We start from the raw sequence: 12,928 nt of genomic DNA, 5'->3' as shown, positions 1-12,928 counted from the left end.
TCGTCAAGCGCGAGGAATACGGCAACGTCATCGTCGATATCGGCCGTGGCGAGGGCATCCTGCGCCGCAACGAGAAGATCGGCCGCGAGAGCTATCGCAACGGCGACCGCATCCGCTGCTTCATCAAGGATGTGCGCCGCGAGGCCCGTGGCCCGCAGATCTTCCTTTCCCGCACGGCGCCGGAATTCATGGCGGAACTGTTCAAGATGGAAGTGCCGGAGATCTATGACGGCATCATCGAGATCAAGGCGGTGGCCCGCGATCCGGGCTCGCGCGCCAAGATCGCGGTCGTCTCCTATGACAGTTCGATCGATCCGGTCGGTGCCTGCGTCGGCATGCGCGGCTCGCGCGTGCAGGCTGTGGTGAACGAGCTTCAGGGCGAGAAGATCGACATCATTCCGTGGAACGAGGACGTGCCGACCTTCCTGGTCAACGCGCTGCAACCGGCCGAGGTGTCCAAGGTGGTGCTCGACGAGGAGGCCGAGCGCATCGAGGTTGTGGTGCCCGACGAACAGCTTTCGCTTGCCATCGGGCGGCGCGGCCAGAACGTGCGGCTGGCGAGTCAACTCACCGGGCTCGATATCGACATCATGACCGAGGAGGAGGAAAGCCAGCGCCGCCAGCGCGAATTCGAGGAGCGCACGCAGCTTTTCATGGAGACGCTCGATCTGGACGAGTTCTTCGCCCAGCTTCTGGTGGCCGAGGGCTTTACCAATCTCGAGGAGGTCGCCTATGTCGATATCGACGAGCTTCTGGTGATCGACGGTGTCGACGAGGATACGGCGGCCGAGTTGCAGGCCCGGGCCCGGGATCATATCGAGGAGACGAACCGCAAGGCGCTGGAACATGCCCGCGAACTGGGGGTCGAGCAGAGCCTGATCGATTTCGAGGGCCTGACGCCGCACATGATCGAGGCGCTGGCCGAGGACGGCGTGAAGACGCTGGAGGATTTTGCCACCTGCGCCGACTGGGAACTGGCCGGCGGCTGGACCACGGTGAACGGCGAGCGTGTCAAGGACGACGGCCTGCTCGAAAAGTTCGACGTCTCGCTGGCCGAGGCACAGGACATGGTGATGACCGCCCGCATCCAGCTTGGCTGGGTCGATCCGGCCGATCTGGAAACGGAGGGCGACAGCGAGACCGGCGAAGAGACCGGGGAGGCCGGCGCCTGATCGCAGGTGCCGGATCGGAGGCTGGCCTTGGGGCGCGGCGGGCAGAACAGGGATTGCGGGGTCGCCGGGCGGCGCTGCATCGCCACCGGCAGGGTCCGGCCGAAGGCGGAGATGATCCGCTTCGTCGTCGGGCCCGACGAATCGGTGGTGCCGGATCTGGCCGGCAAGCTGCCGGGGCGCGGCATCTGGGTTTCGGCCGACCGCGCGGCGCTCGACCTGGCGGTGGGCAAGCGGCTTTTCAGCCGGGGCGCGAAGCGGCAGGTGACGGTTCCCGAGGGGCTGGTCGCCGCCGTCGAGGCGGGCCTGGCGCGCCGGGTGACGGATCTTCTGTCGCTGGCGCGCAAGGCGGGGAGTGCCGTGGCGGGCTACGAGAAGGTCCGCGGGCTGATCCAGTCGGGCGATGCGGCGGTTCTGCTGCAGGCCTCGGACGGGTCGGTGCGCGGAAAGAGCAAACTGCGCCTTCCGCCGGAGGAAGGCAGGTATATCGATTGTCTGACGGCCAGTGAAATGGGTTTGTCCTTCGGTCGAGACCATGTAATACACGCGGCGCTGTGTGCCGGGGGACTCGCGAGTCGGATCGTTGAGGACGCCACACGGCTTTCCGGCCTGCGCGGCACGATCGGGGCGAGCGGCCCCGGAAAGGACGATGGGATCGCATGAGCGAGAATGACGGCAAGAAGACCTTGGGCCTGAAGGGCGGTACCCGCTCGGGCTCGGTAAAGCAGAGTTTCAGCCACGGACGGACCAAGAATGTCGTGGTGGAAACGAAGCGCAAACGGGTCGTGGTGCCGAAAGCCGGGGCTGGCAAGGCTTCCGGCGGCGGCGGTGCGTCCGCTGGCGGGGATCCCAAGCGCAGACCTGCGGGCATTTCCGATGTCGAGATGGAACGCCGCCTCAAGGCGCTTCAGGCCGCCAAGGCGCGGGAGGTCGAAGAGGCCGCCGAGCGCGAGGCCGAGGAAAAGCGCCGCGAGGAAGAACGCCAGCGCCGCCGCGAGGAGGCCGAGGCCAGGGAACGCGAGGAGCGTGAGCGCGAAGAGGCGCTGAAGGCCAAGGCCGAAGAGGATGCACGCCGCGAGCGCGAGGCCGCCGAGGCCGCCGAGCGCGAGAAGGAAGCCCGCAAGACGCAGCAGGCCGCGCCCGCGCCTGCGGCAGAGCCTGCGGCGACCGGCGAATCCGCCGCCGAGCGCGATTCCCCGGCGCAGCGGAACTTTACCAGGCCCGATGCCGGACCGCGCAAGACCGATCGCGAGGATCGGCAGCGCGAAGGCCGCGGCAAGGCGCGCGACGATGGCCGGCGATCGGGCAAGCTGACGCTCAACCAGGCGCTTTCGGGCGGCGAGGGCGGCCGGCAGCGGTCCCTCGCGGCGATGAAGCGCAAGCAGGAGCGCGCCCGCCAGAAGGCGATGGGCGGCGGCGAGGCGCGCGAGAAGGTCGTGCGTGACGTGCAGCTTCCCGAAACCATCGTGGTTTCCGAGCTTGCCAACCGGATGGCCGAACGCGTGGTCGACGTCATCAAGGCGCTGATGCAGAACGGCATGATGGTGACGCAGAACCAGTCGGTCGACGCCGACACCGCCGAACTGATCATCGAGGAATTCGGCCATCGCGTGCAGCGCGTTTCGGATGCCGACGTCGAGGATGTTATCGACTCGGTCGAGGACAAGGAGGAAGATCTCCAGCCGCGTCCGCCGGTCATCACCGTGATGGGCCACGTCGATCACGGCAAGACCTCGCTGCTCGATGCGATCCGCCATTCCAAGGTGGTCTCGGGCGAGGCCGGCGGGATCACCCAGCATATCGGCGCCTATCAGGTGGTGACCGATGGCGGGCAGCTTCTGACCTTCCTCGACACGCCGGGCCACGCCGCGTTCACCTCGATGCGCGCCCGCGGTGCGCAGGTGACCGATATCGTGGTGCTGGTGGTGGCGGCCGACGATTCGGTGATGCCGCAGACCGTCGAGGCGATCAACCACGCCAAGGCGGCCGGTGTGCCGATGATCGTGGCGATCAACAAGATCGACCGGCCCGAGGCCGACCCGCAGAAGGTGCGCACCGAACTGCTCCAGTACGAGGTGATCGTCGAGGCGATGTCGGGCGAGGTGCAGGATGTCGAGGTTTCGGCCAAGACGGGCGAAGGCCTGGAAGAACTGCTCGACGCCATCGCGCTGCAATCCGAAATTCTCGAACTCAAGGCCAACCCGGATCGTGCCGCGGCGGGCGCGGTGATCGAGGCGCAGCTCGATGTGGGCCGCGGTCCGGTCGCCACCGTTCTGGTTCAGAACGGAACGCTGCGTCAGGGCGATATCTTTGTCGTCGGCGAGCAGTGGGGCAAGGTCCGCGCGCTGGTCAACGACAAGGGCGAGCGCGTCAGCGAGGCCGGCCCGTCGGTTCCGGTCGAGGTGCTGGGCCTGAACGGCACCCCCGAGGCGGGCGACGTTCTGAACGTCGTCGAAACCGAATCCCAGGCGCGCGAGATCGCGAAGTATCGCGAGGATGCCGCCAAGGAGAAACGTGCCGCCGCGGGGTCTGCAACCACGCTCGAACAGCTTCTGGCCAAGGCCAAGCAGGACGAGAACGTCAAGGAACTGCCGGTTCTGGTCAAGGCCGACGTGCAAGGCTCGGCCGAGGCCATTGCCCAGGCAATGGAAAAGATCGGCAACGACGAGGTGCGCGTGCGCCTGCTGCATTCCGGGGTGGGGGCGATCACCGAATCCGACATCACGCTGGCCGAGGCCAGCGGGGCGCCGGTGATCGGCTTCAACGTCCGCGCCAATGCGCCGGCGCGCGCCGCCGCCAACCAGAAGGGCGTGGAGATCCGCGATTATTCGGTGATCTACGATCTGGTCGACGATGTGAAGGCGGCGGCCTCGGGCCTGCTTTCGGCCGAGGTACGAGAGAAGTTCATCGGCTATGCCGAGATCAAGGAGGTCTTCAGGGTCTCGGGGGTTGGCAGGGTTGCCGGCTGTCTGGTGACAGAGGGCGTTGCCCGCCGGTCCGCCGGCGTGCGGCTTCTGCGCGACGACGTGGTGATCCATGAAGGCACGCTGAAGACGCTCAAGCGCTTCAAGGACGAGGTTTCCGAGGTCCAGTCGGGTCAGGAATGCGGCATGGCCTTCGAGAATTACGAGGATATCCGCCAGGGCGATGTCATCGAGATCTTCGAACGCCACGAGGTCGAACGTACGCTGGCCTGATCCCCGTCGCCGGACCGGAACGACCGAACGCCCTGCCCTTTGGCGGGGCGTTTCATTCCTGCCGGACTGATCGCGCCGCCGGCCGGCATTGAATTCGCGCCGTCAACCCCGTATCTGGCAGCAGACAGCAATCCGGATAGCCGCGATGACCATCTACCTTCATACTGCCGATCTGCCCGATGGCCTCGATCTCGGCCCCGTTGTCGCGATCGACTGCGAGACAATGGGCCTGAACCCGCATCGCGACAGGCTGTGTCTGGTGCAGCTTTCGGCGGGGGATGGCGATGCGCATCTGGTACAGGTTGCACAGGGCCAGACCGCAGCGCCCAACCTCGCCGCCCTGCTGGGCGATCCACGGGTGCTGAAGCTGTTTCACTTCGGACGGTTTGACATTGCCGCGCTCGCCCATGCCTTCGGGGTGGTCGCCGCACCGGTATGGTGCACCAAGATCGCCTCGAAGCTGGTGCGTACCTATACCGACCGGCATGGTCTCAGGTATCTGTGCCAGGAACTGCTGGGGATCGACATATCGAAGCAGCAGCAGTCGAGCGACTGGGGTGCCGCCGAACTGAGCGTGGCGCAGCGGGAATACGCCGCGTCGGACGTGCTTTATCTGCACCGCATCCGCGAGGAGCTCGATGCGCGGCTTGTCCGCGAGGGACGCAGCGCCATGGCGCAGGCCTGTTTCGATTTCCTTCCCATGCGCGCCCAACTCGATCTGGCCGGCTGGCCCGAGATCGACATCTTCGCGCATTGAGGCCCGGGCATGAGCGGTTGCAGGATACCGGCTCCGGCCTGTCCGCGCCGGCAGGATCGCTAGGCTGATGGCCGCCCGCGACAACCTTCATTCGCGCGTGGTCGCCTGGCTCAAGGTGATCCTGCCGCTGACGGCGCTCGCGCTGCTTTCGACGCTGTTTCTGATCGCGCGATCCAACGACCCCGGTGGCAAGCTGCCCTTTTCCGAACGCGACCTGGCGCAGATGGCGCGGCAGCAGCGCGTCGACGAGCCGAGATTCGCCGGTGTGATGCGGGACGGGCGGCGGATCGAGATCTCGGCGCGCAGCGCGATGCCGCGCGGCGGCGATCTGAACGTCGTCGATGCCGAGGAGTTTCGCGGCTCGCTGGATACCGGCGATGCCAGCCGGCTCGACGTTTCGGCGCTGGGCGGGACGTTGGTGGCCGACAGTTCGCGCGCGACGCTGCGCGGCGCGGTCGAGGTTGTCACCTCGACGGGCTACACGATCCGCTCGGACGAGATGGAAACCGCGCTCGACCGGATCGACCTGATCAGCCCCGGCCCGGTTGTCGCCGAGGGTCCGCTCGGGCGGATCGCGGCCGGCCGGATGGACGTTGCGCCCGGGGCCGCCGAAAACGAGGTGAGCGTGGCTTTCAAGGGCGGCGTCCGGCTGCTATACGTGCCGCCAAGCCAGTGAGGTGCCATGCCGTGACGGTCCGTTTTCTGCTGATGTCCGCCCTGTTTGCCGCTCTTGCGACCGAAGCTCCCGCGCAGGGAACGCAGGTCGGGTTCGGAGTGGCGGACTACGATTCCTCGAAACCCGTCGAGGTGACCTCCGATCAGCTCGATGTCCGGCAGAGCGATGGCCGGGCGGTCTTTACCGGCAATGTCGTCATCGGTCAGGGGCAGATGCGCATGACCGGAGACAAGGTCGATGTAACCTACGGGACCAATGCCGCCGGCAGTAACGAGATCAGGAGCCTGCATGCCACCGGCGGGGTGACGCTGGTCAACGGCGGAGAGGCCGCCGAAGCCGCCGAGGCGCTTTACACGCTCGAAACCGGGGTGGTGGTCCTGACCGGAGACGTTGTGCTGACCCAGGGCGAAAACGCCATGGCCGGCCAGAAGCTGACGGTGAACCTCGGAACCGGGACCGGCATGATGGAAGGCCGGGTACGGGTGGTCTTCAATTCCGAGACAGTGGCGGAGCCGGGGCAGTGAAACACGCCGAGCGTGGCCTGTCCGTTGCGCCCGGGCCTGGCGGATTGCAGATCGTGCAGTTGCGCAAAAGCTATCGCCGGCGCCCGGTGATCCACGACGTCACCATGAACCTTCAGCGCGGCGAGGTGGTGGCGCTGCTCGGGCCCAACGGGTCGGGCAAGACGACGTGCTTCTATTCCGTGGCCGGCCTGGTCACGCCCGACAGCGGGCTGGTGCAGATCGACGGGCGCGATGTCACCACGCTGCCGATGTACCGGCGCGCGCGCTATGGCATCGGCTACCTGCCGCAGGAGGTGTCGATCTTCCGTGGCATGTCGGTCGAAGACAACGTCATGGCGATTCTCGAGATCGCGGTGAAGGACCGTCACAAGCGGCGCGAACGGCTCGAGGATCTGCTGTCGGAATTCGGTATCGAGCATCTCAGGCGCGCCTCGGCGCTGTCGCTTTCGGGTGGAGAGCGGCGGCGGGTCGAGATCGCGCGCTGCCTGGCGGCGGACCCCAACTACCTGCTGCTCGACGAACCCTTCGCCGGCGTCGATCCGATTTCGGTCGGCGATATCCGGCATCTGGTCATGGATCTCAAGAATCGCGGCATTGGCGTGCTGATCACCGATCACAACGTGCGCGAGACCCTGGAGATCGTCGATCGCGCCTATATCCTGCATGACGGGAAGGTGCTGATGAGCGGTACCGCCGAGGATGTGGTGCGCGACGAGAACGTGCGCCGCGTCTATCTGGGGCAGAATTTCCGTATCGGCTGAAGCAGCTTTCGGGATGCCCGTTCCGGGTGCGCCGCTGCGGCGAAATTCAACGGTCCCCGATATGACGGCGTTGACAACGGGTATGGTTCCGGCGCCAAATGAGAGGGAAGATGCCTGAGTTTTTCGCCATCGAACAAGCCGGATCAGCAACCCGCCGACAGGCCGGTCGCGGCAGGCGGACCAGTCTTGCGATCCGGCCCTTCTCAACGAATTTTCCATCGGTTTCGCCCACCTTCCGGTGAGCGGACCAAACTCAACTGTAAGGAGGCGAGATGCGCTATCAGATCAGTGGTCACCAGATCGACATCGGTTCAGCCCTGCAAGATCATGTCCGGTCGGAGCTGGGCGAAGCGGTCGCGAAATACGCGGAGCGGCCCACGGATGCCCAGGTGATCTTCTCGAAGCGTGCTCACGAGTATCTGTGCGAGGCGACTGTACATCTTTCGACCGGTTTGAACAGCACCGCAAAGGGGCGTGCGAGCGACATCTACGCAGCCTTCGACGATTGCCGCGAAAAGATGGAAAAGCAGCTTCGCCGCTACAAGCGACGGCTCAAGGATCATCACAAGGATCGCAAGGAGCCGGTTGAAGTCTACGGCGCGGCCTCGTATATCCTCGCCGCATCTGACGAGGGGAGCGAGGATCAGGAAACCGACTATCTCCAGCCGATCATCATCGCGGAGATGGAAACGCAGATCCCAAATCTGAGCGTGGGCGAAGCCGTCATGCAGATGGAACTCGCCGGCGCGCCGGTTCTTGTGTTCCGGCCCGAAGGCAGGGACGGAGTGAACGTGGTGTATCGCCGCGAAGACGGAAACATCGGCTGGATCGATCCGAAATCCGGAGGTTGATCCGGCCCAGGCGAAAGCCGAGGCGAGCGGACAGGACATGGACCTTTCGAGCATCCTGAGACCCGAGGCGGTCAAGGTGATCTCCGAGGCGAGCAGCAAGAAGCGGTTGTTTCTGCGGCTCGCCGAAATCGCGGAAGCGGCCTATGGGATCGATGCGTCCCTCGCGGTCGAGGCATTGCTCGACCGCGAGCGTCTGGGTCCGACCGGGGTGGGCAAGGGCGTTGCCCTGCCCCACGCCCGGCTCGCCCTGGCAACGCAGATCCACGGGGTCTTTCTCAAGATCGAGCGACCGCTCGATTACGACGCGGTCGACCGGCAGCCGGTCGATCTGGTCTTTGCCCTGTTCGCGCCCGAAGGGTCGGGGGTGGACCACCTGAAGGCGCTGGCGCTGATCTCGCGCACCATGCGCGACAGCGCCGTCTGTGCCAAGCTGCGGGCAAACGACAATCCGGGAACGCTCTATACGGTGCTGACGGCGGGGGTCTCGCCCCAGGCCGCCTGATCGGCATAATCCCCCTGATCGCCGGTTCGGCCGGTCATGCGGCAGAGCCGAGAGCCGGCCTCCTACGCGCCGTAACCCCCGGTCTTGTGCCAGCGCCACGCATCGCCGATCATCTGCGGCATGGTTGAACGGCGTGGTTGCCAGCCCAGTTCGTCGATGGCGCGGTTGCTGCCCGAGACCAGCCGCGTTGCGTCGCCGGCACGGCGCGGCCCTTCCTCGAACGGAACAGCCCGGTTGGTCACCGCACCGGCGGCATCCATCACCTCGCGCACCGAGAATCCGCTGCCGGTGCCGAGGTTGAAGGCACGGCTGTCGCGCCCGGATTCGAGCCATTTCAGCCCCAGTACATGCGCCTCGACCAGATCCATCACGTGAACGTAGTCGCGGATGCAGGTGCCGTCGGGCGTATCGTAATCGGTTCCGTAGATCGTCAGTTTCGGGCGCGTTCCGTCGATGGCGTCGAGCACCAGCGGAATGAGATGGGTCTCGGGCTGATGAAACTCGCCCACTTCGGCCTCTTCGTCGGCGCCGGCGACGTTGAAGTAGCGGAAGATCACGTTTTTCAGACCGAAGCTGGCGTCGAAATTCGACAGCAGATCCTCGATCGCCCGTTTCGAGGCGCCGTAGGCGTTGATCGGCGCCTGAAGGCTGTTTTCGTCCAGAACCACGCCATCCTGATCGCCGTATGTCGCGCAGGTCGAGGAGAAGATGAACCGCTGGCATCCGGCGGCGACGGCCGCTTCGGCAAGGTTGGCGGCGCCGAGGATGTTCGACCGCCAGTACCAGCCCGGCACCAGCATGGATTCGCCCACCTGGCTGAGGGCGGCGAAATGCATGACCGCCGCCGGCCTGTGGCGCGCGAAGGCCGCATCGATCTGCGCCCGGTCGAGCAGGTCGCCCCTTTCGAGCGGTCCGAACTTCGCCGCCTGCTCCCATCCGGTCGATAGGTTGTCGAAGACGACGGGCGTATAGCCTTCGCGGGCCAGCACCTTGCAGGCGTGCGAGCCGATATATCCCGCCCCGCCGGTGACCAGAATTTTCGTCATGTCGGTATCCTGCGCTTACTGGGCCGCGTTCCGGTGTGCCATCAGGTTGTCGAGATACCTGGCAAGCTCGTCGCGCAGGTCCGGACGTGACAGCCCGAAGGCGACGGTGGCCTGCAGGAAGCCCGATTTCGAGCCGCAGTCGAACCGGTCGCCCTCGAACTGGTAGCCGAAGACATCGCGCCCGGCCACCAGTTCGTCGGCGATGGCATCGGTAAGCTGGATTTCGCCCCCCGCGCCCTTCTTCATCCGGTTCAGGTTTTCCATCACCTGTGGGGTCAGGATGTAACGGCCGATCACCGCCAGATTCGACGGTGCCGTTCCGGCGGCGGGCTTTTCGACCATGCCGCGCAGGCGCATCAGCCGGCCATTCCCCTCCTTTACATCAAGGACACCGTAGGACGAGGTCCTGCTCGGCGGAACCTCCATCGCGGCGACCATGCAGCCGCCGGTTTCCTCGTGCGCCTCGACCATCTGTTGCAGACAACTCTTCTCGCCGGCGATCACGTCGTCGGGAAGCATGACGGCGAAGGGTTCGTCGCCGATCAGGCGGCGGGCGCACCATACCGCGTGCCCCAGGCCCAGCGGCCGGTGCTGACGGATATAGGCGATCGCGCCGCTCTCCATGTAGGTCTGTTCGAGCGCCTCGAGCAAATCCTGCTTGCCCTTGGTTTCAAGCGCGGCCTCGAGCTCGGGTGCGCGGTCGAAATAATCCTCCAGCGCGCTCTTGCCGCGCGAGGTCACGAAGATGAATTCCTTGATTCCGGCGGCACGCGCCTCGTCGATGGCGTATTGAATGAGCGGCCGGTCGACCAGGGTCATGATTTCCTTCGGCACCGACTTGGTTGCGGGAAGGAACCGTGTCCCGAGCCCCGCCACCGGAAAGACGGCTTTTGTGACCTTGCGTTTCATGTGCCAAGTTCCTTCTGGTCTGTATTTCCCGCGAGGCTGCCGGGCCGGCCGGCGCCGTTGCGCGGGGTTGCCGACACCATAACGGATGTCGGCGTGGGATGTCGTGGACAATCGGTGGCGATCATCGGGAAACGGATTCTGTCGCGGCTGTTTCCCGCTCAGTTGCCGCGTTGAAATCGCCTGTTTTCCGCCGATTGCCGCACGGGTTGCCATGCCGGGCCGGCTATGCCGGCGCCTTGAGATCGACCCCCGGCGCGAAGGCGATGAAGAACGGGTTCTCGTAGCCCGGCTTGCCGTAGAGAAACTCCGAATGATCGTCGAAGCGCACCATTCGCCCGCCGGCCCCCCGCAACACCGCATCTGCCGCGGCAGTGTCCCATTCCATCGTCCGGCCGAGCCTGGGATAGAGATCGGCCTCGCCCGCCGCGACGAGGCAGAATTTCAGCGACGATCCGGCGCTGGTCAGATCGCCGACCGCATAGCGGGCGATGTAATCGTCGGTCGCCTGATCGCGGTGCGATTTCGAGGCAACGACCATCAGCGCCGCGTTGTCGGGTGTGCCGACCGAAAGCGGCCGGACCGGGCCGGCGGAGTCCCTTGCAAAATCGCCGCTCTCCTCGACCGAACGCCCGCTGGCATTGGTGTAGAACAGCCGACCCCTGGCCGGGGCATAGACCACGCCGCGCACCGGTCCGCCGTTTTCCACATAGGCGATGTTCACCGGGAACTCGCCGCGGCGCCTTACGAACTCCTTGGTGCCGTCGAGCGGATCGACGATCAGAAAGCTCGCTGCCCGTTGCGCATGCGATTCCGCCTGTTCCTCGGTCACGACCAGAACATCCGGAAAAGCCTCGGCCAGACCGGCGGCGATAAGCCTGTCGGCCGCTTCGTCGGCGGCGGTGACCGGGCTTTCATCCGGCTTTGCGCGGATTTCAAAGCCGTCGGAGTTGTATATCTCCATGATCGCCTCTCCCGCCTCCAGCGCGAGCCGCCGGATCACGGGGGTCAATCGGTCGAAGTCCATTTTCATCTCCTTGTAAAATAAGGAATGTCCACCCCGAGGATGAATCGCGCCATCCGCATTCAGGTGCCTTATCGGCTCCCGGGGGCACGACGGCAAGCTCCTGCCGGGCGTGTCCCGGTTTCAGCGCGCCACCCGGAGCGTCAGGTTGATGCGCCCGCCCTGCGGCAGAAGCGCCGAACTGCCGGGCCGAATCCGGTCGATGCCGTGATAGAGCAGGCGTGCTGCCCCGCCCAGCACCAGAACGTCGCCGGAGGAAAGCCAGACGGATTCGGTTTTGCCGCCGCGCGCCGGATTGCCGATGCGGAACAGCGCCGCATCGCCCAGCGATATCGAGACCACTGGCTGCGTCAGATCGGCCTCGTCCCGGTCCTGATGCAATCCCATTCGCGCCTCGGCGCCGTAGTGGTTCACAAGGCAGCAGTCAGGCATTCGCGCCGGCCCGGCAACCCGATGCCAGATCCCGAGAACCGAATCGGGAATCGCCGGCCACGGCGTGCCCCGGGGATGAAGCGCCTGATACCGATAGCCGCCGCGATCGCTTACCCAGCCCACCGCACCGGCCGAGGTCATGCGCACCGACATCGGCTTTCCCCGCGCCGTGACGGGGGCGAAGAGCGGCGCCTGACGGACCACCTCGCCTATGTCCTCCAGTATCGCCCGTTGTGCCGCTTGCGGGATTATCTCCCGGTAGAGCGCCGCGCCGCGAATCGTCAGGGTTGGCGACGGGGGCGCAGCGGGAGACGTTTTGCTCATGTTTTCACCACCAATTCGCGTCGCATCGCCGCTTGCAGGGTCAGAACTCCACTCCTATATACCCCGGGATGCCAGGCCGGGCAGCCGGCCGGCGCAAATTGGGATAGGGGAGCGGGAGCCTGACAGGGCCCGGGCCCCGCAAATCGCCTTAAGAGAGGTAGTAAACACATGGCCAAAGTCATCGGTATCGACCTCGGGACCACCAACAGCTGCGTTGCCATCATGGACGGATCGCAGCCACGTGTCATCGAGAATTCCGAAGGGGCGCGCACGACGCCCTCCGTCGTCGCCTTCACCGAAAACGAACGCCTGGTCGGGCAGCCCGCGAAGCGGCAGGCCGTGACCAACCCCGAAAACACCATTTTCGCCGTCAAGCGCCTGATCGGTCGCCGCGTCGACGATGCCGAGGTCGCCAAGGACCGCAAGATCGTTCCCTACCAGATCATCGATGGCGGCAACGGCGATGCCTGGGTCGAGGCCCGTGGCGAGAAATACAGCCCGTCGCAGATTTCCGCCTTCATCCTGCAGAAGATGAAGGAAACCGCCGAATCCTATCTGGGTGAAGAGGTCAAGCAGGCCGTCATCACCGTTCCCGCCTATTTCAACGACGCCCAGCGTCAGGCCACCAAGGACGCCGGCAAGATCGCCGGGCTTGAGGTGCTGCGCATCATCAACGAGCCGACCGCGGCAGCGCTGGCCTATGGCCTCGACAAGAACGAAAGCAGGACGATCGCCGTCTACGACCTCGGCGGCGGCACG

Annotated in this window: 14 protein-coding genes; 10 read left to right on the top strand and 4 right to left on the bottom strand. The window is 65.5% G+C overall.

Annotation, left to right across the window (positions count from 1 at the left end; translation table 11 throughout):
• The 9 genes from nusA to ACK5IR_RS14985 form a co-directional block, all read left to right on the top strand.
• Positions 1-1,172 (top strand): transcription termination factor NusA (gene nusA / locus ACK5IR_RS15025; RefSeq protein ID WP_416929986.1); only part of this gene is annotated, 1,172 nt, incomplete at its 5' end.
• A gap of 27 nt (positions 1,173-1,199) precedes the next feature.
• A complete protein-coding gene (locus ACK5IR_RS15020) occupies positions 1,200-1,832 on the top strand; it encodes an RNA-binding protein (RefSeq protein WP_416929985.1) in 633 nt (210 codons plus the stop codon).
• Positions 1,829-4,366, top strand: coding sequence for a translation initiation factor IF-2 (gene infB, locus ACK5IR_RS15015; RefSeq protein ID WP_416929984.1), 2,538 nt, complete (start codon positions 1,829-1,831; stop codon positions 4,364-4,366). Before ACK5IR_RS15020 ends, infB begins: the two co-directional genes overlap by 4 nt.
• A gap of 145 nt (positions 4,367-4,511) precedes the next feature.
• A complete protein-coding gene (locus ACK5IR_RS15010; RefSeq protein ID WP_416929983.1) occupies positions 4,512-5,123 on the top strand; it encodes a ribonuclease D in 612 nt (203 codons plus the stop codon).
• A gap of 67 nt (positions 5,124-5,190) precedes the next feature.
• A complete protein-coding gene (locus tag ACK5IR_RS15005) occupies positions 5,191-5,799 on the top strand; it encodes a hypothetical protein (RefSeq protein ID WP_416929982.1) in 609 nt (202 codons plus the stop codon).
• Positions 5,800-5,810: 11 nt separating this feature from the next.
• Entirely contained in the window at positions 5,811-6,323 is a 513-nt protein-coding gene (lptA, locus tag ACK5IR_RS15000) for a lipopolysaccharide transport periplasmic protein LptA (protein WP_416929981.1), read from the top strand.
• Positions 6,320-7,084 (top strand): LPS export ABC transporter ATP-binding protein, encoded by a 765-nt coding sequence (gene lptB / locus ACK5IR_RS14995; RefSeq protein WP_416929980.1) that lies wholly within the window; start codon positions 6,320-6,322, stop codon positions 7,082-7,084. Before lptA ends, lptB begins: the two co-directional genes overlap by 4 nt.
• A gap of 272 nt (positions 7,085-7,356) precedes the next feature.
• The gene (hpf, locus tag ACK5IR_RS14990; RefSeq protein WP_416929979.1) at positions 7,357-7,935 is read left to right on the top strand and encodes a ribosome hibernation-promoting factor, HPF/YfiA family; all 579 of its coding nucleotides are present in this window, start codon (positions 7,357-7,359) and stop codon (positions 7,933-7,935) included.
• A 37-nt stretch (positions 7,936-7,972) separates the two neighbouring features.
• Positions 7,973-8,437, top strand: a complete 465-nt coding sequence (locus tag ACK5IR_RS14985; RefSeq protein WP_416929978.1) for a PTS sugar transporter subunit IIA — start codon at positions 7,973-7,975, stop codon at positions 8,435-8,437.
• Positions 8,438-8,499: 62 nt separating this feature from the next.
• On the opposite strand, the gene galE is transcribed toward ACK5IR_RS14985, so the two are convergent.
• The 4 genes from galE to ACK5IR_RS14965 form a co-directional block, all read right to left on the bottom strand.
• The gene (gene galE / locus ACK5IR_RS14980) at positions 8,500-9,483 is read right to left on the bottom strand and encodes a UDP-glucose 4-epimerase GalE (protein ID WP_416929977.1); all 984 of its coding nucleotides are present in this window, start codon (positions 9,481-9,483) and stop codon (positions 8,500-8,502) included.
• Positions 9,484-9,498: 15 nt separating this feature from the next.
• On the bottom strand, positions 9,499-10,392 hold the full coding sequence (galU, locus tag ACK5IR_RS14975; RefSeq protein ID WP_416929976.1) for a UTP--glucose-1-phosphate uridylyltransferase GalU: 894 nt from the start codon (positions 10,390-10,392) through the stop codon (positions 9,499-9,501).
• Positions 10,393-10,615: 223 nt separating this feature from the next.
• Positions 10,616-11,416: a 3'(2'),5'-bisphosphate nucleotidase CysQ gene (gene cysQ / locus ACK5IR_RS14970; RefSeq protein ID WP_416929975.1), complete on the bottom strand. Its 801-nt coding sequence runs from the start codon at positions 11,414-11,416 to the stop codon at positions 10,616-10,618.
• 120 nt (positions 11,417-11,536) lie between these two features.
• Positions 11,537-12,169, bottom strand: coding sequence for an alpha-ketoglutarate-dependent dioxygenase AlkB family protein (locus ACK5IR_RS14965; RefSeq protein ID WP_416929974.1), 633 nt, complete (start codon positions 12,167-12,169; stop codon positions 11,537-11,539).
• Positions 12,170-12,337: 168 nt separating this feature from the next.
• On the opposite strand from ACK5IR_RS14965, the gene ACK5IR_RS14960 reads away from it, so the two are divergent.
• Positions 12,338-12,928, top strand: a 591-nt coding sequence (locus tag ACK5IR_RS14960; protein ID WP_416929973.1) for an Hsp70 family protein, incomplete at its 3' end; no start/stop codon positions are given.

Source organism: Tropicimonas sp. (assembly GCF_047971885.1).
Classification (GTDB): Bacteria; Pseudomonadota; Alphaproteobacteria; order Rhodobacterales; family Rhodobacteraceae; genus Tropicimonas.
This window is presented reverse-complemented; position numbering and strand designations above follow the sequence as displayed.

Coding starts and splice junctions, on each gene's coding strand:
- hpf (WP_416929979.1), top strand. CDS start 7,357: ATGCGCTATCAGATCAGTGGTCACCAGATCGACATCGGTTCAGCCCTG.
- ACK5IR_RS14985 (WP_416929978.1), top strand. CDS start 7,973: ATGGACCTTTCGAGCATCCTGAGACCCGAGGCGGTCAAGGTGATCTCC.
- ACK5IR_RS14965 (WP_416929974.1), bottom strand. CDS start 12,169: ATGAGCAAAACGTCTCCCGCTGCGCCCCCGTCGCCAACCCTGACGATT.
- ACK5IR_RS15005 (WP_416929982.1), top strand. CDS start 5,191: ATGGCCGCCCGCGACAACCTTCATTCGCGCGTGGTCGCCTGGCTCAAG.
- cysQ (WP_416929975.1), bottom strand. CDS start 11,416: ATGGACTTCGACCGATTGACCCCCGTGATCCGGCGGCTCGCGCTGGAG.
- galU (WP_416929976.1), bottom strand. CDS start 10,392: ATGAAACGCAAGGTCACAAAAGCCGTCTTTCCGGTGGCGGGGCTCGGG.
- galE (WP_416929977.1), bottom strand. CDS start 9,483: ATGACGAAAATTCTGGTCACCGGCGGGGCGGGATATATCGGCTCGCAC.
- infB (WP_416929984.1), top strand. CDS start 1,829: ATGAGCGAGAATGACGGCAAGAAGACCTTGGGCCTGAAGGGCGGTACC.
- ACK5IR_RS15010 (WP_416929983.1), top strand. CDS start 4,512: ATGACCATCTACCTTCATACTGCCGATCTGCCCGATGGCCTCGATCTC.